Origin of the sequence: Streptomyces incanus (assembly GCF_042656345.1) — a bacterium.
Taxonomy (GTDB): domain Bacteria; phylum Actinomycetota; class Actinomycetes; order Streptomycetales; family Streptomycetaceae; genus Streptomyces; species Streptomyces incanus.
Map to the genome: position 1 here is coordinate 108,416 of NZ_JBHSPC010000014.1, position 21,023 is coordinate 129,438.

The 21,023-nt window shown below is 71.4% G+C and carries 24 protein-coding genes and 3 pseudogenes; 25 read left to right on the top strand and 2 right to left on the bottom strand.

What is annotated here, in order from left to right:
- Positions 1-20: 20 nt before the first annotated feature.
- The 19 genes and pseudogenes from ACFP2V_RS05320 (at position 21) to ACFP2V_RS05410 (ending at position 16,768) form a co-directional block, all read left to right on the top strand.
- On the top strand, positions 21-1,487 hold the full coding sequence (locus ACFP2V_RS05320) for an SCO6880 family protein (RefSeq protein WP_381206157.1): 1,467 nt from the start codon (positions 21-23) through the stop codon (positions 1,485-1,487).
- A 28-nt stretch (positions 1,488-1,515) separates the two neighbouring features.
- Positions 1,516-1,968: a DUF6238 family protein gene (locus ACFP2V_RS05325; RefSeq protein WP_381206160.1), complete on the top strand. Its 453-nt coding sequence runs from the start codon at positions 1,516-1,518 to the stop codon at positions 1,966-1,968.
- Between the two features lie 27 nt (positions 1,969-1,995).
- Complete coding sequence (locus ACFP2V_RS05330; RefSeq protein ID WP_381206163.1) at positions 1,996-3,501, top strand: ATP-binding protein; 1,506 nt, start codon at positions 1,996-1,998, stop codon at positions 3,499-3,501.
- Between the two features lie 100 nt (positions 3,502-3,601).
- Positions 3,602-4,234, top strand: a pseudogene (locus tag ACFP2V_RS05335) (hypothetical protein); the annotation flags it as partial.
- A gap of 226 nt (positions 4,235-4,460) precedes the next feature.
- Positions 4,461-5,225, top strand: a complete 765-nt coding sequence (locus ACFP2V_RS05340) for a hypothetical protein (protein WP_381206166.1) — start codon at positions 4,461-4,463, stop codon at positions 5,223-5,225.
- Between the two features lie 26 nt (positions 5,226-5,251).
- On the top strand, positions 5,252-5,749 hold the full coding sequence (locus ACFP2V_RS05345) for a hypothetical protein (RefSeq protein WP_381206169.1): 498 nt from the start codon (positions 5,252-5,254) through the stop codon (positions 5,747-5,749).
- Positions 5,750-5,932: 183 nt separating this feature from the next.
- The gene (locus tag ACFP2V_RS05350) at positions 5,933-6,661 is read left to right on the top strand and encodes a hypothetical protein (protein ID WP_381206171.1); all 729 of its coding nucleotides are present in this window, start codon (positions 5,933-5,935) and stop codon (positions 6,659-6,661) included.
- A gap of 153 nt (positions 6,662-6,814) precedes the next feature.
- A complete protein-coding gene (locus tag ACFP2V_RS05355) occupies positions 6,815-8,602 on the top strand; it encodes a type IV secretory system conjugative DNA transfer family protein (RefSeq protein ID WP_381206174.1) in 1,788 nt (595 codons plus the stop codon).
- Positions 8,603-8,825: 223 nt separating this feature from the next.
- Positions 8,826-9,998 (top strand): DnaB-like helicase N-terminal domain-containing protein, encoded by a 1,173-nt coding sequence (locus tag ACFP2V_RS05360; RefSeq protein WP_381206177.1) that lies wholly within the window; start codon positions 8,826-8,828, stop codon positions 9,996-9,998.
- 170 nt (positions 9,999-10,168) lie between these two features.
- Positions 10,169-10,270: pseudogene (locus ACFP2V_RS05365) on the top strand (DNA cytosine methyltransferase); the annotation flags it as partial.
- Between the two features lie 121 nt (positions 10,271-10,391).
- A pseudogene (locus ACFP2V_RS05370) lies at positions 10,392-10,691 on the top strand (DNA cytosine methyltransferase); the annotation flags it as partial.
- 697 nt (positions 10,692-11,388) lie between these two features.
- A complete protein-coding gene (locus tag ACFP2V_RS05375; protein WP_381206180.1) occupies positions 11,389-11,988 on the top strand; it encodes a DUF4913 domain-containing protein in 600 nt (199 codons plus the stop codon).
- Positions 11,985-12,761 carry a glycosyl hydrolase gene (locus ACFP2V_RS05380; protein ID WP_381206184.1) on the top strand — a complete coding sequence of 259 codons (777 nt, stop codon included), beginning with the start codon at positions 11,985-11,987 and terminating at the stop codon, positions 12,759-12,761. Before ACFP2V_RS05375 ends, ACFP2V_RS05380 begins: the two co-directional genes overlap by 4 nt.
- Positions 12,758-13,234 (top strand): hypothetical protein, encoded by a 477-nt coding sequence (locus ACFP2V_RS05385; RefSeq protein WP_381206187.1) that lies wholly within the window; start codon positions 12,758-12,760, stop codon positions 13,232-13,234. Before ACFP2V_RS05380 ends, ACFP2V_RS05385 begins: the two co-directional genes overlap by 4 nt.
- A complete protein-coding gene (locus ACFP2V_RS05390; protein ID WP_381206190.1) occupies positions 13,231-13,899 on the top strand; it encodes a hypothetical protein in 669 nt (222 codons plus the stop codon). Before ACFP2V_RS05385 ends, ACFP2V_RS05390 begins: the two co-directional genes overlap by 4 nt.
- A complete protein-coding gene (locus ACFP2V_RS05395; protein ID WP_381206193.1) occupies positions 13,896-14,723 on the top strand; it encodes a large ATP-binding protein in 828 nt (275 codons plus the stop codon). The genes ACFP2V_RS05390 and ACFP2V_RS05395 overlap by 4 nt, the downstream gene beginning before the upstream one ends.
- 125 nt (positions 14,724-14,848) lie before the next feature.
- Positions 14,849-15,145 carry a hypothetical protein gene (locus tag ACFP2V_RS05400; protein ID WP_381206196.1) on the top strand — a complete coding sequence of 99 codons (297 nt, stop codon included), beginning with the start codon at positions 14,849-14,851 and terminating at the stop codon, positions 15,143-15,145.
- 115 nt (positions 15,146-15,260) lie between these two features.
- On the top strand, positions 15,261-16,211 hold the full coding sequence (locus tag ACFP2V_RS05405) for an SPDY domain-containing protein (protein ID WP_381206198.1): 951 nt from the start codon (positions 15,261-15,263) through the stop codon (positions 16,209-16,211).
- 68 nt (positions 16,212-16,279) lie between these two features.
- Entirely contained in the window at positions 16,280-16,768 is a 489-nt protein-coding gene (locus ACFP2V_RS05410) for a hypothetical protein (RefSeq protein WP_381206201.1), read from the top strand.
- 4 nt (positions 16,769-16,772) lie between these two features.
- Here the strand turns inward: ACFP2V_RS05410 and ACFP2V_RS05415 are convergent, their stop codons facing one another.
- The gene (locus ACFP2V_RS05415) at positions 16,773-17,036 is read right to left on the bottom strand and encodes a hypothetical protein (RefSeq protein ID WP_381206204.1); all 264 of its coding nucleotides are present in this window, start codon (positions 17,034-17,036) and stop codon (positions 16,773-16,775) included.
- 217 nt (positions 17,037-17,253) lie between these two features.
- On the opposite strand from ACFP2V_RS05415, the gene ACFP2V_RS05420 reads away from it, so the two are divergent.
- From ACFP2V_RS05420 to ACFP2V_RS05445, 6 genes are all read left to right on the top strand, one after another.
- Complete coding sequence (locus tag ACFP2V_RS05420) at positions 17,254-17,601, top strand: SPDY domain-containing protein (RefSeq protein ID WP_381206207.1); 348 nt, start codon at positions 17,254-17,256, stop codon at positions 17,599-17,601.
- A gap of 102 nt (positions 17,602-17,703) precedes the next feature.
- Positions 17,704-17,916, top strand: a complete 213-nt coding sequence (locus ACFP2V_RS05425; protein WP_381206210.1) for a hypothetical protein — start codon at positions 17,704-17,706, stop codon at positions 17,914-17,916.
- 89 nt (positions 17,917-18,005) lie between these two features.
- Positions 18,006-18,335 carry an esterase gene (locus tag ACFP2V_RS05430; protein ID WP_381206213.1) on the top strand — a complete coding sequence of 110 codons (330 nt, stop codon included), beginning with the start codon at positions 18,006-18,008 and terminating at the stop codon, positions 18,333-18,335.
- Between the two features lie 106 nt (positions 18,336-18,441).
- The gene (locus tag ACFP2V_RS05435) at positions 18,442-18,678 is read left to right on the top strand and encodes a MarR family transcriptional regulator (RefSeq protein ID WP_381206215.1); all 237 of its coding nucleotides are present in this window, start codon (positions 18,442-18,444) and stop codon (positions 18,676-18,678) included.
- A 92-nt stretch (positions 18,679-18,770) separates the two neighbouring features.
- The gene (locus ACFP2V_RS05440) at positions 18,771-18,941 is read left to right on the top strand and encodes a hypothetical protein (protein WP_381206218.1); all 171 of its coding nucleotides are present in this window, start codon (positions 18,771-18,773) and stop codon (positions 18,939-18,941) included.
- Between the two features lie 242 nt (positions 18,942-19,183).
- A complete protein-coding gene (locus ACFP2V_RS05445; RefSeq protein ID WP_381206221.1) occupies positions 19,184-20,389 on the top strand; it encodes a Shedu anti-phage system protein SduA domain-containing protein in 1,206 nt (401 codons plus the stop codon).
- Between the two features lie 129 nt (positions 20,390-20,518).
- Here ACFP2V_RS05445 and ACFP2V_RS05450 read toward each other — a convergent pair whose 3' ends face one another.
- Positions 20,519-20,923, bottom strand: coding sequence for a hypothetical protein (locus tag ACFP2V_RS05450; RefSeq protein ID WP_381206224.1), 405 nt, complete (start codon positions 20,921-20,923; stop codon positions 20,519-20,521).
- Between the last annotated feature and the right edge of the window lie 100 nt (positions 20,924-21,023).

The window sequence follows — 21,023 nt, forward strand, 5'->3', positions numbered from 1 at the left end:
CTCCCACGTCTGGAAACACCATGTCCGGCAAGCACCAGTCCCCCGCGCCCACCGTGAAGTTCCCCTACCGCAGCAGGCGCGGCGTTCTGCTCGGCCTGACCGCCCCGCAGTTGATCGTCACCGGCCTCACCGGCCTCCTCCTTCTCGCCGTGGTCCTCACGCGCGGCGTGGTCGGCGCGCTCCAGCTCATCCCGCTGTGGGCCGTCATCGCCCTCCTCGTCTTCGTCCGCCACCGGGGCCGTGCTCTGGCGGACTGGGCTCCGATCGTCGCCCGCTACGCCCTGCGCCGGATGCGCGGCCAGCTCGTCTGGCTCACCCGGCCTTCCCGCCGGCCCACCCGCGAAGGACTGCTCCACCTTCCCGGCACCGCCGCCAGCCTGCGCGTGGTCACCGCTCCCGACGGCCGCTACGGCGCGGTCCACAACCCCCACACCGGCACGCTGACCGCGGTGGTCAAGGTCTCCTCCCGCGCCTACGCCCTGCTCGACCCGGGCACCCAGCAGGCCAACGTGGGCGGCTGGGGCCGCGCGCTGGCCGCGCTCGCCCGCACCGGGCAGATCGCCCGCATCCAGGTGATCGAACGCACCGTCCCGGACTCCGGCGACGCGCTTCGCCGCTACTGGGAAGAGCACGGTCGACCCGACACCCCCATGGCCGGCGCGATCTACAACGAGCTGATCCAGAGCGCGGGCCCGGCAGCCGCCCCGCACGAGGCGTACGTCGCGGTGTCCCTGGACACCAAGGCGGCACGACGACTGATCAAGCAGGCCGGCGGCGGCCTCACCGGTGCTTTCGGCGTCCTGGCGCAGCTCACCTCCACTTTCGACCAGGCCGCGCGGACCGCCGGACTCACCCCCGTCGGCTGGCTCACCGCCCGTGAGATCGCCGCCGTGGTACGTACCGCCTACGACCCCAAGGCACTGGCGACGCTGGACCGGTGGTCCACCGCCGGCCGACCCGAGGCCGACCCCGCCTCCGCAGGACCCGTCGTGGTCGTCGAGAAGGCGGACCACATCGTGACCGACTCGGCCGTCCACACCACGTACTGGGTGGAGAACTGGCCCCGGACCGAGGCGTCGGCCGGGTTCCTGCACCAGCTGCTGTTCACCGGCGGGGTCCGGCGCACGCTGTCACTCTCCTACGAGCCGAAGGGACTGGACGCCGCCCTGCGCGACGTCCGGCGCAGGAAGTCCAGCGTTCTTGCTGACGCCGCCGAGCGGGCCCGGCGCGGCCGGGTCGACTCCGAGGCGGACTCGATCGAGTACCAGGACATCAAGGCACGTGAGCGACAGCTCATCGCGGGTCACGCCGACGTCGCCCTGACCGGGCTGCTGACCGTCTCGGCCGACTCCGAGGACGAACTGCGCACCGCCTGCGCCGTGGTGGAGACCGCGGCCGTCGGTGCCCAGCTCGACCTCCGGCCGCTGACCTGGCAGCAGGCCGAGGCGTTCACCGCCGCCGCTCTGCCGCTCGCGCTCGCCGCCTGACACCCCTTCGCTTCGAAAGAGCACCCTCATGTCCCGTACCGCCAGCCCGACCGCGCAGGACTTCGTGCCCTTCGCCACCGCGGCACTCGATTTCCACCGTGCGCTCAACGTCCCGGGCGGCCCGCTGGTCACCACCCGCTCCGAGCTGGACGCCCTGCACGCTCTTCTCGTCTCGCTGTACGGACTGCTCGACGCCCACGCCGGTCGCACCGGGCAGCTCGTCGTGGGCGAGGGCGACCAGCTCCGCACCGCCCGCACTCGCATCTGGCAGGCCACCGAGCACCTCCACGCCGCCTACCACGCGGCGCCCCGGCCGGACTCCGGCGAGGTACCCGAACCCGAGGCGTGTCCGGCCGGTCTGCCCGAAGGGGCGCCGGAGCTGACCGTCTGCCAGCGCCATCAGCGCGCCGCGCACCTGGTGCGACGCCGCACCACCCCGGCCGACCTGCACGCGCCGTTCACCGGCCTCGTCCGCCGCTGACCCGCCGCACCATCTGGAGAAACGTCCATGTCCCGCACTCGCGCCAGCGCCTCCCCCCTGTTCGTGCCCCGCAAGACATCGCGCGCCGAGCAGAGGGCCGCCCGAGCCGGTTTCGCCGAGGCCCGTCGCCAGGCCCGTCGCGCCGGAACACCGCCCAAGCACCGCGCCGAGCAGGTCCTCGACCCGGAACTTCGGCCCACCTACCCGCCGGCCGGCCGCCCCGGCCCGGCCTCCGCCCGGGGCGGCAAGCTCGACCTGCCCGCCCACCGGATGACCACCGCCACGGCCTCGGGGGCCTACCCCTTCGTGGCCGAGGGCGGCCTGGGCGCGGAGGGGGTGTTCATCGGCCGGGATGTCCACGCCGAGGCGGCCTTCTGCTTCGACCCGTTCTCGCTGTACAACAGCGGCCGGATCGAGGGGTTCACGAACCCGAACGCCGTCCTCGCCGGGATCATCGGCATGGGCAAGTCGGCGCTGGCGAAGTCCATCGCCACCAGGTCGATCGCCCACGGTTACCGGATCTACATCCCGTGCGATCCCAAGGGCGAGTGGACCGGCGTCGCACAGGCCCTCGGCGGTTACAGCATCGCTCTGGGCCCGGGACTCCCGGGCAGGTTGAACCCACTGGACGCCCCCGCCCGGCCCGTTTCCGTCAGCGAGGACGACTGGACGACGGAGGTACGCAAGCGCCGCCTCCTGCTCCTGGCCGGCCTGGCACGCACCGTGCTCAAGCGCGATCTGCTGCCGATGGAGCACACCGCCCTGGACCTCGCCCTGGACCTGGTCGTCGCCGATGCCGCCGCCCGTGGCACGGTGCCGCTGCTCGGCGAGATCGCGCACGCCCTCGGGTCCCCCGAACGCCTTGACCGCGCTCTCGGTCACCAGGCCGGACACCTCGGATCGGCCGCCCAGGACCTCGCGCACGCCCTGCGCCGCTTGGTGCACGGCGACCTCAGCGGCATGTTCGACGCCCCGTCGACGGTGGCCTTCGACCCGACCACCCCCATGCTGTCCATCGACCTCTCCCGGCTCGGAGGAAGCGGCGACGACACTGCGCTGGTCCTCGCGATGACCTGCGCGAGCGCGTGGATGGAGTCCGCCCTCGCCGACCCCGACGGCGGCCGGCGCTGGGTGATCTACGACGAAGCCTGGCGGTTGATGCGGCACGTCGGCCTGCTGGAGCGGATGCAGAGCCAGTGGAAGCTCTCACGAGGTCTGGGCATCGCGAACCTGATGGTCATCCACCGGTTGTCGGACCTGCTCTCGGCGGGCGACGCAGGCTCGCGCGGTCGGGTGCTTGCCGAGGGCCTCCTGGCCGACTGCTCCACCCGCATCATCTACCGCCAGGAGCCGGACCAGCTCGCCGCCGCCGCGTCCCTGCTCGGCCTGACCGGCGTCGAGACCCAGGCGGTGTCCGCCCTGAGCAAGGGCCGGGGCCTGTGGAAGGTCGCCGGCCGCTCCTTCATCACGCAGCACATCCTGCACCCGGCCGAGCGCGAACTGTTCGACACCGACGCCCGCATGGCGGCCTAGCCCAACCAGACGACCGGCACAGGCACAAGGATCGATCATGTCTGCTTCCTCCACTTCTCCCACCTCCGGTAAGAACCAGCCACCGGTGGCCACCGACCCCCTGGCGTGGCGGCGGCACCTCACGGCACTGGCCTCGGCCGCCGCCGGCATCAACGAGGCGTCCGACGCCTGGGACGCGGTCTCGGACTCTCTCTGCGACGCGGACGGCTGGCCCCTCGACGAGGACGTCTACGCGGACGGCAAGGTCAAGCGCGACGCCGAAGCCTGGAAGCACGCCGAGGTGTTCCTCGACCACGGGCCCGAGGTGCTGGCTGGGGTCCGCGCCACCGCCGACGGCCCCGACTACGTCGAGGGGCCGATCAGCGACGACCTGCGTCGGCTGCGCGGGCTCGACACCACCCTGGTCCGAGCAAGCCGGCTCCGGCAGGAGTGGGACCAGATCATGGCGCTCATGGACGGCTCGCAACCGGGCTCGCTCCAGCTCTACCAGGAGCGCGCGGAGGAGCACCGCAACACCGAGGGTTGGCACTACGCGCACGAGCTGTCCTATCAGGGCCCGGCGCTCGTCCGGGCCGGCGAGTACCTGGCCGACCGGGCGGACGCCGAACGGCCGTCGCAGGCCGAACGGGCGCGCGTGGCCCTCACCCGGTCCGCTCCCGGCGCCCATGGCGTCCCGCCCGCTTCGTCTCCTGTCCCTCCGGCTTCGGATCCGCCGACCCCTGCCTTGTCCCGGATGAGCGCCGCTCTCGTCCCTTCGCCGTCGGCGGGGCAGTACGCGCTCCCAGCCGATCCGCCGGCGGAGTCATCCGCGCGCGCCGCGCTGCCGCCCGCACGCCCCTCGTCCGTCCCCGGTCGCTGACCACCCACCGCCTTGGAGTCCTTCGTGTACCGCACCGGCAGAAGCGATTCGCCCCTCGCCGCCCACACCTCCGACCGCGCCCACCCCGGATGGATCTGCCGTGCCCAGCCACTACGACGCGATGCCCGATCTGGCCTTCGGCCACCATCCCGTCTACGGCATCGTCGCCGCGAACCCGAAGAACCTCGCAGCCAGCACGTGGATGTTGAAGGGGTTCGACTTCCACCCCGTCCCAGACCAGCCCACTTTGTACTCGTTGGCCAACCAGAACCGTGACGGGCAGGGCCGTACGACCCGCGCGATCGCACTGCTACGCAAGGCCGGCTACCGGGTTGACGTGGACGCCGCACTCGACCCCGCGCTGACACCCGACACGGCACCAGTCCGCGACCGTGAGCCGCTCCTTGAGCCCGACGTCGCCATCGCCGAGCATCCGCAGCTCGGCATCGTCGCGGCCATCGACGACCGTGCCTCCGGCCTTACGGGGCTGGCTCTGGTGGAGCACGGCTGGCGGCACGACTCGAGCCTGGACATCTACACACTGCCCGCCACCACCGGTCGCGGCGAAGCCCTGGGGAAGGTGGTCGACGCCACTCTGGCCCTGCACCGGTCGGGTCTCCAGGTCGCAGTGCAGCCCCGCCTCGCTCAGGACGTAGCAGCACGTCCCCGCCCTGCTGCCGCGCCGGCCGCGCCCCGGGAACGCGGCCAGGTCCCCCCTCGTGCATCTCCGATCAGCGCCGCCGCGCTCGCCGCCAGCCCGGCCCGCGTCGGCCTCCCGGGCAAGGCGCCGGCCCTCGCCCCCGTCGTCCCCGCAGCGGCGGTCCGGCCAGCCGACCCCCGCATCGCGTTCTCACGCGATCGCTGATCCAACTCCCGTAAGGAGAACTTCCCATGGCCGTGAAGACCATCTGGCCGATCAATCACATCTGTGGTCACCATGCCGACCGCGACCTGTCCGACCGACCGGCCGACCGCCGGGCGGGCTTCGCCGAATGGCTCGCCAGGCAGGAGTGCACCGACTGCTGGCGTGCCTCCAAAAAGGGCAACGAGCAGGACAAGGTCGCCTGGCTCAAGGCCAAGCGCGCCGAGGAGCAGGACGCGTCCGAATCCTGGTCCGAGCAGTACCGGATGCCTCCCCTGGAGGGGACCGAGCGGGCCGTCTCCTGGGGTGTGCGCTGTCGCCACCAGATCCTCACCGCCGCCTACACCGCCCTGGTCACCGAGGGCGAAACCAGCGAGACGGAGTGGGAGGGGGTCGAGGAGAGCGCTCGTACCGTCACCCGCGCCGGGTGGTGGATCGATCAGCGTTCCTCCCAGCCGGACGACCTCACCGAGCTGCTCCAGGCCGCTACCGGGGCCGACCGGCCGACCGAGAACCCCTACTTCTGACCGACCGGGTGCCCCGCTGCAGCGGGACACCCGTCTCCTTCCGCCACTGGCGCGCCGGAGCCCCAAGCTGCCTGCGGCTTCTACCAGCGATCCCCGGCCGAGCCAAATCCCGGATGCGCCGGATTCTCTCCCTGCTGCCCCGATCATCCGGGTCCCTTGTTCTCCCCGAGCCCAGGAGCCCTCTTGCCTACACGTTCGATCACCATAAAGTCCGAGTTCAGTGGAAGCGTCGTCGCCAAGGGCGCCACCGACGACCTCTCAGCCCAGCTCCTCAGGCACGCCGGTTTTCAGCAGATCGACGACTGGCACGGCCGGCGCCATCGCCTTCCCACCACCACCCCGCTCGCCGACAAGGTCGCCATCGCCACCCATGCGGCCGAGATGCTTCGCGCCGCCCGCTACGAAGTCGATCTTCCGCACTCTCTCGACACGGCCCGGATGGCCCCTCCGGTGCACCCGCTCGGGCCCTACGCCGCCGGAGCGGAACTCCTCAGGATCACGGACCGGATCCGGGCGGCCGAGAACGGGGCCGACCTCCAGCAGGAGGTCGGCCACCTCCTTCACCCCGAGCACGGTGCTCTGGAGCGTGTCCGGGAGGCGCTGGAGGCGGTGGGGGAACAGGTCAACGCCCTGGACGAGGAGGCGTATGCACTCGCCGATCGGTTCGGCTTCGCCTCGGAGTTCGTCAGCTCGGCGCAGTCCGAACTCATCGACTCCGAGGCCGAGTTGCGCCGCATCGGCACCGCGTCAGAGGTACACAGCGCGGCACGGACGCTGCGCGATCACCGGGGTGCTGCTCTGGCCACGTCGCCCGCAGCGGTCAAGGCCGAGGTCTCCTCGGCGCCCGGTTCCGAAACAGCGCAGCCCAACGCGGCCGGATACTCGCCGTGCGTCTCGGGCCCCCGGCGGTGACCCAGGTCGTCTTCATCACCGCCGGCCTGCCGCGCGCCCCGCCGGCCGTCCTCGCTGAAGCGTTTCCGTTCAAGCCCTCAGGAGTAGCCCCATGCGCTGTACGAGAGCCGAGCGCGCCCCGCCCCCGCACGCTCGCACACCCAAGGAACCGCCGTGCCCTCCCCGCGCACCAGCGCGCCCTCGACCACCACCGGATCGGACGCGCTCCTCTACCTCCTGTTCGGAGTCCTCGGCACCGCCGTGGCCTTCGGCTCCCTCGCCTGGCTGACCGGAAACCTCACCAACACCCTCACAGGAAACGGACCGTGGGCCCCGTTCCACGCCACCGACGCCCTGCTGCACCCCGACGTGCTGTGGCCGAACCTGAACACCACCGCGCTGCTGATCGGCGCCCGCGTCGTTCCCGGCATGCTCACCATGGCCCTGATCACCACCGGAGCGGTGCTGTGGACGCGCTGGCGCGGCGGCTCAAAGTCCGGCCTCGCCCGCAAGGCCGACCTGGCACCCCTGCTGGACAAGGAGATCGTCGCCAAGGCGAAGAGCCTGCGTCCGTCTCTGGGCGGCCGGGAGATAAAAGAGGTCGCTCCCGCTGACCGCGGCGTCCTGCTCGGCACCCTCGACCCCGGTCGTGCCGAGGTCCGCGCGTCCTGGGAGGACGTGATCGTCGCGATCATGGCCCCGCGCTCCGGCAAGACGTCCGGGCTCGCGATCCCAGCGATCCTTTCGGCGCCCGGCCCGGTCCTGCTCACCAGCAACAAGGCCGCGAACGACGCCTTCACCGCCACCGTGGACGCCCGCGCCGAGGTCGGCGCGATCTGGACCCTCGACCCCCAGCAGATCGCCCATCATCCCCGCGAGATGTGGTGGGACATCCTCGCCGACGCCCGCGACCTCGCCGGAGCGAAGCGCTTGGCCGGGCACTTCGTCACCGCGAGCGTGGACGATTCCAGCGGCTCCGACTTCTGGTCCACTGCCGCGAGCAACACCCTCGGCGCCCTGTTCCTGGCCGCCGCCAGCCACCGGCGGCCGATCACCGACGTCCTGGCCTGGCTCGCCATGCCGGCCGACCGCACCCCGGTGGACCTGCTCACCGACGCCGGCCACGACGCGGTCGCCGCCCAGCTCCAGGGCACCGTCTCCGGCGCGACCGAGACCCGTGACGGCATCTACGAAACGGCGCGGCAGTACGCGAGCTGCCTGCTCGACCCCGATGTCGCCGCCTGGGTCACGCCGGACGAGGACCTCCCCGAGTTCCAGCCGTTCGCCTTCGCCACCTCCCGCGACACCCTGTACCTGCTCAGCAAGGACGGCGGCGGCAGCGCCAGCGCGATCATCGCGGCGGCGGCCGATGCCGTGATGCGCGCGGCCGTGATCGTCGCCGAGCGCTCCGGCGGTCGGCTCGACCCGCCAGCCTTGTGCGTCCTCGACGAGGCGGCGAACGTGTGCCGCATCTCGGACCTCCCGGACCTGTACAGCCACCTGGGCAGCCGGGGCGTGATCCCGATGACGATCCTGCAGTCCTACCGGCAGGGCCAGCGGTGTTGGGGCGAGGCCGGCATGGACGCCCTGTACTCCGCCGCCACCGTCAAGATCATCGGATCGGGTATCGACGACGCCGACTTCGCCGACCGCCTCAGCAGGCAGGTGGGTGACCACGACGTCCAGACCACCTCGGTGTCCACCAGCGAGGGCGGCAAGTCAACCTCGGTGAGCATGCGCACCGAGCGGATCCTGCCGCCGGACGCGATCCGCGCCCTGCCCAAGGGCAAGGTGCTGCTGCTGGCCACCGGCATCCGGGTCGCCATGCTCAACCTCAAGCCCTGGTACAAGGAGCCCTCCGCCAAGGTGGTCGGCCCGGCCTCCGCCCGCGCCACGAAGGCGATCACCGAGCGGGCCCTCGCGAAGAACATCGGCCGCGACGAGCTCGGGCTGTCGGCATGAACGCGCCCACACCGCGTCCCCAGCGGCTGCCCCACTCTCCGGTCGTTCTGCGCAGCGGCCAGTGGTGGCTGATCGGAAGGACCGGCTCGGTCCCCGCCTCAGATCCCGCCTTCACCGCCGTCCTGGACGACTTCGCCCAGGCGATGGCTGCTGCCGACCGGACAGTCGCCAGCCTCCGCCTCCGGCAGAGCGAGCCCTCGTCACCTGATCCGGGAGACCGTCGATGAACCCGCTGCTGAGTGCCGAGCAGGCGGTTCTCGGCGCCGTGCTCCTCGACCCCGACCAGCTCTCGCACCTGGACTGGCTCGCGCCGGATCACTTCTACCGACCCGTCCACCAAGCGCTGTTCGGCGCGCTCCGCAAGCTCCGCAGCGACGGTCACCCTGCACTCTCGGCCGATGGTCCGCTGCCGCTGTCGTGGGTGACCGACGCGGTCGACGAGGCCGGCCTGCACGTGCGAGGGCTCACCGCGGCGTACGCCCACACCATGATCCAGGCGTGTCCACGCACCGAGCACGCCCCGGTGTACGGCCGTATGGTGCTGGAAGGAGCGATCCACCGCACCATCGCCCAGCACGCGATCCGTCTCCATCAGGCGGCTCGGGCCGACGCCGTCCAGGGCGAGGTCGAGGGAGCGCTGCGTACGGCGGACGTCCTGAACGGAGTGCTCACCGACCTTGCACGCCGCTGGGGAACCGACCCCCGTCCGGTCGCGCCCACCGGTGCGCCCACTGCCGCCTCGGCCGTCCCGCCGCCGGTCCGGGCCGACCAGGTCGCCGAGGACGAGCGGTTCCTCCTGGCCGTCCTCACCGAGCAGCCGAGGGCCATGGACGAGGTGGTGGCCTGGCTACGGCCGGGCGACTTCGCCGACCCGGCCCACGGGCAGCTCTACCGGTGCCTGAGCGCGCTGCACCACCGGGGCGAACCCATCGACCGGATCACCCTGCTCTGGGAGGCCCAGCGGCGCGGCCTCCTGGCCGACGGCACCCTGTCGAGCGAGCGACTGGCCGCCGTCTGCGACGGGATGGTCCCAAGCAGCGCCGACTGGTTCGGGCACCGGGTGATGCGCTCCTCGCTCACCCGCACCGCAGCCGCCTCCGCGCGTGCCATCCGGGCCCTGGCTGAGGACGAGGCCCTGGGCCCCGGCCGGCTGATCAACCACGCCCTGCACGCACTCGGCCCGCTCGACGAGGTGCGTGCCCGCTGGGCGACCGCGAACGGCAGCCCGGTTCCGAAGCCCGGGGCCTCCGCTCCATCAGCGGGCGGACCACCTCCCGCCCGGGTGCAGGCCGCCCGCGCCCGCAGCACGCCACACCCAGCCGTATCACCCCCAGCCCCGACCGGCCCTGTCCCCGCGCCGGCCGCCGCCCGGTCGCCCTCGCGCGGCCACCCCTGACACCTCACCGCCCAGTACACCTCCCCTTCCTCTTCAGGGACTTCGCGTTGACTGACACTCCTCCCTCCGCTGCACCGGCCCATCGCGCCACGACGTCGGACTTCGTCGCCCCGGCGCGTCCCCCGCTGATCGGGTCGCTCTGCTCGGGGTACGGCGGCCTCGACCTGGGCGTGCAGTCCGCCTTCGGCGGCACGCTGGCCTGGCACGCCGAGGTCGATCCGAACGCCTCGCGCATCCTGGCCCGCCACTGGCCCGGCGTCCCCAACCTGGGCAACATCACCACTGTCGACTGGTTCGCCGTCCCTCGGGTGTGTGTCCTGACGGCCGGCTTCCCCTGTCAAAGACGTCTCGGTCGCCGGCCGCCGGGCCGGACTCAACGCCCAGACCCGCTCCGGGCTCTGGCTGCACGTCGCCCGTGCGGTCCAGACTCTCCGACCCTGCCTGGTTGTGATCGAGAATGTGCGCGGCCTCCTCACCTCACCCGCCGGTGCCCCTGGCGACGTGGAACCCTGCCCGTGGTGTCTGGGAGACACCGCAGGTCAGCCTGCTCTGCGGGCACTCGGTGCCGTACTCGGATCCCTGGCCGACATCGGGTACGACGCGAAGTGGCTCGTGCTTCGCGCCTCCGACGTCGGGGCCCCGCACCGCCGCGAGCGCGTCTTCCGTCGCCTGGCCCGCCGGACATCCTGCTGAAGACGCCCACCAGCAACATCGGCAGGAACGGCGGTTCGCAGCATCCGTCGAAGAGGAAGAGCGGGGGTCACGGGCCGAACCTGGCCGACGAGGTCGAGTGGCTGCTGCTGCCGACCCCGAAGGCGTCGGACGGGACCAAGGGCTCGCCGAACCAGCGGCACGGCAACGGCGACATGACCCTGCCCAGTGCGGCGGCGTCACTGCTACCCGCGCCGAGGGCCGGCGACACGGGCACACCGGGCCGCCGTCCCGGGAAGGGATGGCGACCCCCCTTGTCGGCGGTGGTCCTGCCGCTCTGGGCGGAGCAGGCGCCGGAGACCGAGGAGCGGACCGGCGATGGGGCGCGTACGGAGCCGCCATCACCCGATGGGAGAGGCTCACCCGTCCCGCCCCGGCCCCCACGGACGCGGCTGGTCGGCTCCGCGCCGACTTCGTGGAGTGGATGCAGGGCCTCGACGCCGGCTGGGTCACGGCCACCCCGGGGCTCGGGCGTCCGGCTCAGCTCACCGCGCTCGGCAACGGCGTGGTCCCGCAACAAGCCGCTCGGGCGTTGCAGTTGCTGGCACCACCCTTCCCTCGCTGTCCCCGCTGCACAGGCAAGTAGCGCTCCACTACCGCGTTTCTCCGGCCAGACCAACCCGCGGTTTCTCCGGATCCTCTCGGGCATGTCGCCGTCCCACAGATGGAGCACACTCCCATGCCCGACACCAGCCCGACCACCCCCGACCCCGAGCCGTTCCGCGTCTCCGACGGAGACCTCGACGACCTCGCCAGCACCCTCGCCAAGACCATGGCCGAGGTCAGGCAGCATGGCGTACTCCTCGACCGCCTCGGCTCCGAGCCCGAATCCGCTGCCGTCCAGCCGGCGGACGAGGCTCCGGAAGCCGAGGCGGTCGACGACAGGCAGGCCGACGGACCCGCCTCGGTGTTCATCCTCGCCCTGGGCGGGGAGGCGTACGCCGTCGAGCTCGCCGGCCTCAGCGACTGGGTGAACCACCTCTTCCTCCCGGTGTACGGCCGGGAGATCAGTACGAGCCGTCCGTGGTGCGCGCAGTGGCACGAGCACCCCGAGGCCGTGGCCCGGCTCCACGCGCTCTGGCTCGCCTGGCAGCAGTTCACCGACACGGAGGCCGGCCTGTCCGGCCCGTCGACCTGGCACCGCGACCACCTGGACCAGACGCTGGCGCACCTGCGTGCCCCCGACGGGCCCTTCGCGGCCTGTACGACGAGCGCGAGCCGCCCCAACCATCGCGTGCTGGCCGCCCCCGCACCCGAGCAGACAGTGGTGACGGCGTGAACGCCTTCGACTTCGACCTCGCCGACCTCGTGCCCGCGGACGAAACCTCCGAGGACGCGATGGAGACTTTCCGGGCCGGCGACCTGACGGTGCTGTCCCAGCACCACACCGCGCCCGACGGCTCCCACAGCTTCGTCCTCGCCCACGACCGGTCCGTCACGTGGGGGGTACCCGGCGAGCCGCAGCTCGTTGCGATCGCGGTCGCACGGGATCTCAGCCGGTCCACGTTCACGTTCGAGACGAGCCACCACGCCACGGCGTCCTTCGCCCAGAACTGGCTTGCAGAACGCGGCTGCCCGCTCGATCGAATCGCTCTGCGAGGTGGCGACTACACCGAGCCCGCCGACGACCTCACGGTCCAGGTGGAACAGCAGATCCAGAGGTCGGGCACGCGCTACGAGGTCCTCGACACCTATACCTCCGACTACGACCCCAGCGAGGCGTGGACGCTTGTCCGCGACTCCCGCGCCGCCCAGGCGCCGGTTCGTCTCTTCCACGAGGAGTGGGACCACGACGCCGGCACGTACACAATGCGCGAGGGCGCCTTCGCCGACGTCGGTGCCGCCCAGACCTGGCTGGACGAGCGCAGCGGTCCGCTGCCCGAGCCGCCGGAGTACAGCGATCACAACGGCGCCGTCGTCCGGGCCCGCATCGCCCGCATCGCCCTCGCCCGGTCGGCCGGTGCCTCCGCGACGCCGCAGACCGGCCTCGACGCACCCCGCACGACCCCGACGGGACCGGTCCAGCGTCCGGTACGGGGGAGGCTGCTGTGAGCCGCGCCCGCTTCGCCTTCGCCGCGCACCCCGACGCCATCGCCGACCTGCGGCAACTCCCCGACGGAATTCGCGACCTGGCGCTGCTGGAGCTACAGAACCTGGTCCACGGCAGCGACGACTGCCTGCCGTTGAAGGGCCGTCTCGCCGGCTTCCACAAGGTCTACGTCGACCCCTCCGTCGCCTACCGGATGGTCATCCAGTTCCGCCCGGCCCCGCCGACCTCGACCCACAGGCGCGAGATCTACCTCGTCGCCGCCGGCAGCCGCAAGGACTACGCGGTCTACCGCGCGGCCCACCTGCGCACCGGCCCCCGACAGAACGTCGAGACGGATTCCGCCACGGAGGCCCGCGTGCAGGCCGCCCGGTACCGGTCGTCCACCACCGTCGGCCGGCCGACGGCAAGCCACGCAAACCCTCCGACAACGGCACCTCCCCCGGCTGCTGCGCCCCGAAAGGTTCCCCAGCGATGACCACCGACCGCACCCTGCTGACCCGTACCGAGCTGGCGGACCTCCTCACCGATGCCGCGCAGAGCGTCTCCGGCATCCTCACCGCCGAGTACCCGACGGCCGCCGCCCGCTCCTACCTGCACCCCGTGCTGGGCGCGCTGGCCGCCGGGCCCCGGGTGGTCGGCGAGCTGAACGACCGACTCGAAGGGTTCGTGGCCGCCGAGCCGCGTCCCGCCACGCCGGCGGGCCTGTTCGCCCTGGCCTCCTACGCATCCGCGCTGGGGTGGCTCACCGAGTCCCTCGCCGAGCTGACCGCCTCGGTCGACGAGATCTGCACCCGCGTAGGCATCCCCACGGAGCCCAGCAACCCGGCCGTCTCCGCGTACGGCGACACCGAGCGGGACGACGAGTTCGACTTCACATTCAGCGCGCTGGAGCTGCAGGCGATCCGCACCGCGGCCGAGGCCACCGGCCTCGCGCCGGACGACTACGTCGAGGTGCTGTCACAGTCTCTGCTCGCCGCCTCCCGGATCACCGACGCCTGCATGGAGATCTCCAGCGGTCTACTCGAAGACGCCGCGTACGTGCTCGACGAGGCAAGCGACCAGATCTGGCTCGGCGGCGGGCCCAAGGGCCTCCCCACGTTGGTCCGCTCTTTGCTCGCCCGGATGGAGGCGGCGGAGTGAACCCGTACGACGCGACCACGCACCCCGGAACCCACCTCGTCGCCGAGACGCTCGGCGTCACCGAAGTCAGCACACTCAACACCACGTACAGCCTCGGTGATCCGCTGTACCGGGCTGCGACACGGGTGATCGGCACTGCGTACGAGTTGGACGAACTGCACAGCCGGGTGACGCACGCGGCCAAGGATGTTCTCCGGCTACTCGAACCCGTCGGTCTCGGTGAACTCGACGGCGCACGGGTGTCGTACGCGCTGCTGCGGACCGCGGCCCCCGAACTCGGAGACCTTCTCGCGCAGCAGGACCGGGCCTACGGCCAGCTCGTCGAGTCCATCTCCGCCTACCGGCGTCTTCTACCCGCGCCAGATTCGGCTCAACGATCGACGAACAAGGGCCCAGGGCCGGCCCAGAAGACGACTTCTGACCGGGATGACGACTGGGCCGTCGCGAGGGATCGCCGGCTCGTGGCTCTCGAAGCCGTTGAGGCTGGCGACGTCCGGCTCCGCCGGACCGCGATCGGCAAGGACGCGTACGTCTCGCGGGAGAAGACCCAGCGACAGGCCCCGGCGATCTGGCCAGAGACCGTGCAACGGCTGGTCGCCGAGGGGTTGTTGCACCAGGACACCAGCGAGGGCCTGTACCGGCCCGGCCAGCTCCTCTCCCTCACACCGCAGGGCGAAGCCGCCCTGCGTGATGCTCGCGAGACGACGACGCGTGTGTCCGCCGCCCTCGGCCGCAGCACCACCCCGGCCAACTTCGTCGCCCTCTCGGACTCAACCGCCGTGCCCGTCGCCAGGACATCCCTCACGTCCTCCCGCTCCCGCTGACCCATCCCGACAGGACACCACCATGCCCACCCCCCCCCCACACATTCTCCATCGCTGCGATCGACGCTCAGCGCGTTGAGGACGCGCTTGCCGGGATCGGGCCGGAGTGGACCACTTGGTCGGCGGTGCCCCTGGCCCAGGCCGATGCCGGCCAGGCGCTGGGGGCCGTCTACGCAAGTGTCGAGCACTGGAGCGAGCCCGTCGCCCTGCGGAGGGCCGCGTCGGCCCCGCGTCCGGCAGCGACGGCCACGCGCACCCACGCCGGCGTCCCGCTGGAGGCGGGGACGGACTGTGCCCGGACCGTGGCGGCCCTGCGGCGGAGCGCCGCCGCGCCGAACATCATGTTCAGCCACGCGCCCCAACCGCAACCGCGAGTGCCGGCGACCGTGACCGCCCAGCTGGCACCGGGCCGGGGCCGGTGACGGTCGTGAGAACCAGAAACCACTCGTCGCTGCCACGGCGTCCACGTGCGCTCCAGCCGCTCGTCCTGCCGCACACGCGGCCGCGTTCCCCTCTTTCACTTCCGGAGCCTCGACCATGCACGTCCCTGATGACCTGAACCGGTACCAAGAGGTGCTGGTCAGCCCCATGTATCTGGCCGGCTCCAACGGGACCGGCGAGGCCGGCTTCGCCCCCGTCGCCCACTGGCCTCACCACTACCTCGACGAGGGGCCCTGTCAGCTCCTCGTCACCTCGCCCGACCAGCGGATCAGGATCGGCTGGTTCGGCGACGACTTCGAGCTGTGGAAGATCAGCGCGGCTACCGAGGCCGCCTCCGCCACCCGCTGGACCGCCACCTTCAACCACGTCACCCCGGCCGAGATCGTCGCCGGCCTCACCACCGCGCTGGCCCACGACTACGCCGAGGCCGACGCCTACGACAGCAACGGACGCTTCCTGGCGCACCCTTCGATCTACTGGGCTGACGCCGTCCGGCCGCTGACCGATGCCGGCTGGACGCGCGGCGTCCCCGACTCGCCCGGCACCATCGAGATCGTCGCCCCCGACGGCCAGGCCGGCGCCGTTATCGACAGGCACGACCACGGCCCGGACGACGAGACCGTCACCTTGTGGGCCGGTCCACCGGGGTGGGGCACTCGGGCGGAGGCCGTGTTCACCGCTCGCACCCCGTCCCACCTGATCGCCGCGACAGCAGCCGTGATGGCGGAGTCGGCCCCGGTGATCCGTGAACGGCACCAGATCGACCGGCGGATGCAGCATCTGGTCACGATGACCCCGGTGGCCCCGGTCACCCCGACCGCCGATGCTCAGGTCTCCCGCGCTCCGACTCCGCTGGACGTACGCCGTACGGCGGTCACCCAGGCCGTCCACCGTGCCGCGCGGGCTCCGCGCACGGCAGCCGATCTCCGGGTGATGGCCGCCCAGAGCCGCTCCGCGGGTGCGGTGCAGAACCGCTCGGGCAGCCTCGCGCCCGCAACCACCGCCCGGCTGTCGGCCAGGTCGTCGACGTCACGGCACGGCCGCTGACTCCGGGTCCGGACCTCTCCGGAATACCGCACCACCCGAAACCGTCCCTGCACAACGGGAGTTCCGTCATGCCCACCACTACCATGCTCGACCAAGCGACGGCCATGATCGAGGAAGCCTGGGGCCGACCCATCGAAGTTCTGGAGGTCCTCGCAGTCCGCCACCCCAGCGAGGACCCGCTCCTGCGCTCGGCCATGCACACCCGTACGGCCCTGGCCATCACCGACAACGCGGTGACCGCCCACCAGGACCGTCTGCATACTCTGACCCGACGCGGGTACGTGCCGGACTTCTACGAGCTGGACCGGATCACCGAATCGGCGGCCAGCCTCCGCGTCGCCCACGCGGAGAGCCGTGCGTACCTCCAGGCGATCAGGCGTGTGGTCGAGGCTCGTGAGGCCGCCGTGCCCGTGGCCGAGGCCCCGGCGGTTCGGCTGGCCCAGGCCGCTGTCGCCCGCTCCGGGCAGGCACCGCACGCCCCGGGCCGCGTACCCGAACCGTCCTCTCCGTCGGCCGTCGTCGGGCCACCGGTGCCCACCACGGGGCCACGTCGCTGAACGGTCAGCGCGGGCCCTCGTCGCGGTGGGCGTCCTCGGCGCGGAGGCCCACCGCGCGGGCCAACTCCTCCATCGTCAGCTCGACGCGTCGGCCTTCCGCGATCCGGCGCTCCACCAGCTCCTCGTCCGGCCACCGGTCGGGCTGCGCCCCGACGCCCCACTGGCCGTCGGCGACCATCGCGATGTCACCCACGGTCCACGGCCGCCCGGCTGCGCGGATCTTGCGCTCCAGCCCGGCGCCGTCCCGGTGTCTGCTCGCCTCGGCCATTCCTGCTCCCCCTTCGGTCCCGTGCGGCCCATCGCCGCAACCCCGGTACGACAACCGTGGTCGCCGATCCATTCCCGGCCTCCAGTCACCTGCTGGCAACCTCGAGTTCGCCCATGGCAGACGTCGTCCCCAGGGAAACGACTACGTACTTCGGCACGCTGCATGCCAACGTACGGGTGTGGGGAAAACCGCAGGTCAACGAAGGGATCGTCTAATCGTGAGCACCTCCGCTACCCTCCTGCCCGCCGTCGTCCGCCCCGCAGCGAACGACCACCACTGGCTCTCCTCCGACCACTGCGCCGGTCCGGTGCTCGATCTCCTGGGCGCTTTCGGGTGGGCGATCGTCGACACCCCGGAGGCCAACGTCCACGCGGCCAGTCCCGACGGCCGTGTCTACGTCGGTTGGCTCCCCGAAGACCCGGCTGCGTGGAAGCGCGACATCGTCTGGCACGTTCGGGTGCAGCCCGCCGACGGCGACCTCTGGGTCCAGGAGGTCGGTCTCCACACCCCGTCCGAGGCCGTCGCCGGGTTCCTCGCCGCCCTGGTCGCCCATTCCTCGCGCTGACCGCCGGTCAGACCCCTTCGCCCTTCTTACCGGCTGCCCCGCCGACTCCGACGTCGTCGGGCCGACCGGCCCCGTCACCTCCCACCGCTCTCGGAGATTCTCTTGCCCCAGTACCTGACCGTCGGCCACCTGCTCCGCCAGCTCCAGGAACTCGACCCCGACCTGCCGGTCCGCCTCGCCGTCAACCCCGACTTCCCCTTCGCCCACTACGTGGGAGCCGACGTCGTCGTCCGCGGCGGAATGGCGTACATCGCCGACGACGGACAGGAGGACTACCTCCCAGTGGGGGCACGCGCCGCCCTCGCCTGGGCCTGACCAATTCCTTCAACACCACGGAGGCTCCTATCTCGTCGCGGTCTCGCCCCTCGTCTCTCCTTCCGCTGCACGACCTCGCCGTACGTCCCATGCCCGACGGCGTGCGCGGCGCGCTCGTCCGGCGTGTCTCCACCCGGCACGACGGCCCCCTCGACGTCACCTGGCTCGCTGCCAGAACTCCCGGACTCCCCCTCGGCCGCATCCGTCTGCACTGGGAGCCCGCCTCCCTCACCGGCTGGGACGTCACCGCCCACCTGGGCCTGGCCACCAACGAGGTGCACCTCGCCTCCTGGCCCGCCGCCCCGGAAGACTGGCCGCGCCTGGTCCGCCCGACCCTGTACGAGGTGACCGGCCTGTGCGCCGCCCTCACGTTCGCCACCGACGCCCTCGACCTCTCGAACCGCCTCGCCGGAGTCTGACCGAGGACCACAGAAGGCCGCCCCGCGCCGATCAGGCAAGGGCGGCCTTGCCATGCGCCCATCCGTGCGTTGCGTACGCTCGACCCGACGAACAACAGAGGACACCATGGCCGACAACCAGCAGCTCTGGGGATACCCGGAGATCGCCGCCCACCTGGGTATCAGGGTCGGCGCAGCCCGCAGCCGGAAGAGCCGAGGCAGCCTGCCAGCACCCGACGACGAGAGCATGCCAAACCGGTCCCGCTGGAAGCCGTCCACGTTTCAGATCTGGAAGCCGGTCGGCCGGGGATTCCGCAGCGATCTGCACGGCTCCTCACGGCAGGGGGACACACCGTCCGACTGACCGGACCCGTGGTCGACGTAGGCTGCGGACACGACGCCCGATTCGCAGATGCCCTCCCCGCCGTTCCCTTCGACCGACAACGCCGTGCCGGGTTGACCGTCAGCAACGCCAACGGGTCGGTCCGCAGCAGCAGAGCCACCGTGGAGGAGGCCATCCTGCATGCGGTGGTCCACGGCTGGTACGAGGGCCATGCCCAGGGGCAGGACGAGTGCCCTGGGTACGACTTCCGGGACGGGCTGCCGAAGGACACAAACCGCGGCTGACCACCCGATTGATCCCACGCCATCCGTCTCGGCGGAGGTAGATGATTCCCGGTTTGCGACATTCCCCGACACGCCTGGCCGAGCGGGGGCCTGCCAGCTCGAACAGCTCCGGCCTCTGCAGTGTAGACAGATTCGACATCAAGTTTGGCCTCCCTGGCAGCCCATTACTCCAGACGGATGAACCACCACACCACGTCGCCGCTTGCGGCTACGGTGGGCGCGTCGTTTCAGAAGGAGGGGAAGTGCCAGAGCTACGGTGGCAGGTCGTGGCCGAGAGTCTCGAACGTAAGTGCAAGGCGCCGACGGCCGAGCAGATCGCCATCGCACGCGCCTTAGCCCTGTCCCTAGGACAGGCCACACCCACGCTGGTCGCTGCCGCCGAGCTGCGCGTCCTGCTTCGAACGCCTCTGGGACTCGCGCTCGCCGGGGACTTCGGCGACGACGAGTACGAAGTCCTCCTCGATCTCGCGAACCGCACCGACCTGGCGGTTCCCGACATGGACAAACTCGGGTGCCGGGAGGTGCTTAACGCCTGGCTGCGCGTCGCCCGTGACCGCGAGTCCGCCGCCGCCCTGCGTCGGCTAGAGCCTGCGGTCGATGACGTTGTCACCGCTCGCGACCGGCGCAAGGGGCCGGATGTGCACGGCGAGATCTCATCAATCGGCGCTAATGGCCGACTGCACTTCCGGGGCGGCCATGGGCTCGGCACTGCCCCGCACCGGGTCACCCACATCACCCGTCCCGGTGAGGACGGCTATCTCGATCAGCTCCATCTGGCCCGCGAACACGCCGCTGCGGTTCAGAGCAACCCGGCTCGGATCACCCGAGCCCAGGAGGCACAGCTGGAACGCTGGCGGATCAATTTTCCAGCGACCCCGGCGGCGATCGAGGCACTGCACAACGCACTGGAGACAGCGGACGACGAGGCCGCGATGCAGCGGCTCCTGGAGAAGCACCCGGCGCTGCTGGCAGGTACCGTAGTGGGCACCCACGACACCTGGATCCGGCCCCAGGTCCAGCTCGGGAACCACTACATGGCCGACTTCATGATCGCCGGTCAGACCTCACTCGGAGTTCGGTGGACGCTGGTCGAACTGGAGAGCCCGGTCAGTCGCCTGACCAACCCCGGCAACAAGCGGGCGACGGCCACCCTACGGCACGCGGTCGACCAGATCGAGGACTGGCGCAGGTGGCTGTCCACCAACCTGCACTACGCCCGCTCCGCGCGCGACGCCGACGGACTGGGCCTGCCGGGTATCACGGCCGAAGTCCCAGGTTTGATCATCATGGCCCGCGAGACCTACGACGACGCAGCCGCCGAAATCCGGGAACTGCATGCCCGACGCTCCCACATCCAGGTACGCACCTACGACTGGCTGTTGCGCATCAACGAATCCCCCGACCCTCTGCGCCGAGACGCCCCCGACCAGCGCCTTCGGCTCGCTTGAAACCAACCACCACATCCCCTACCGGCTTCGCGAACACCGGAGGCGTCCCAGGGAAGTGGAGCCGCCCTTCGGGGCAACAGAGCGGGCGGCAAGCGGATGCTGCCGTTGCATGCGCTGCAATAGCGCTCGCTACTCCAGATAGATGCCGGCGAAGACGCCGTCGAAGCCGAGCGCGACCAGGCCCGCTTCGACGCTCGGGTAGGTCGTCCCGTTCGGGCCGCCGATCAAGGCGTCGAAGTCGGCGCGGCTGATCTCGGGTTCGAGCCGCTGGTCGCCGCATCGGCAGCGGATCCAGACGTTGCGGCCGTGATTGATGAGCAGCCAGTCGCGTCGGGCCTGGCAGGCGGAGCACAGCACGGGGATGCCACCGAGGGCGAGTTCGCGTGGGTGGCCGACGCAGCGAATCGCGCCGGGGCCGTCGGCCGGCCGCGTCTCGTACTGGAGGTGTAGCAGGGGGTCGGTGCCGGTGGGGAGGACGGGCAGCGCGGGTACCGGCTCTGTGGTGCGGTCGGTGGTTCTGAGCACGAGCGTCATCTCCCGGTCGTGGGTCCTGTTTTCATCCCTAACAGCCGGTGGAACCGGCTGTCCAAACACTTCGTGGCATCCGGTCGGTCAGTAGCCAGCTGTCCGGAGG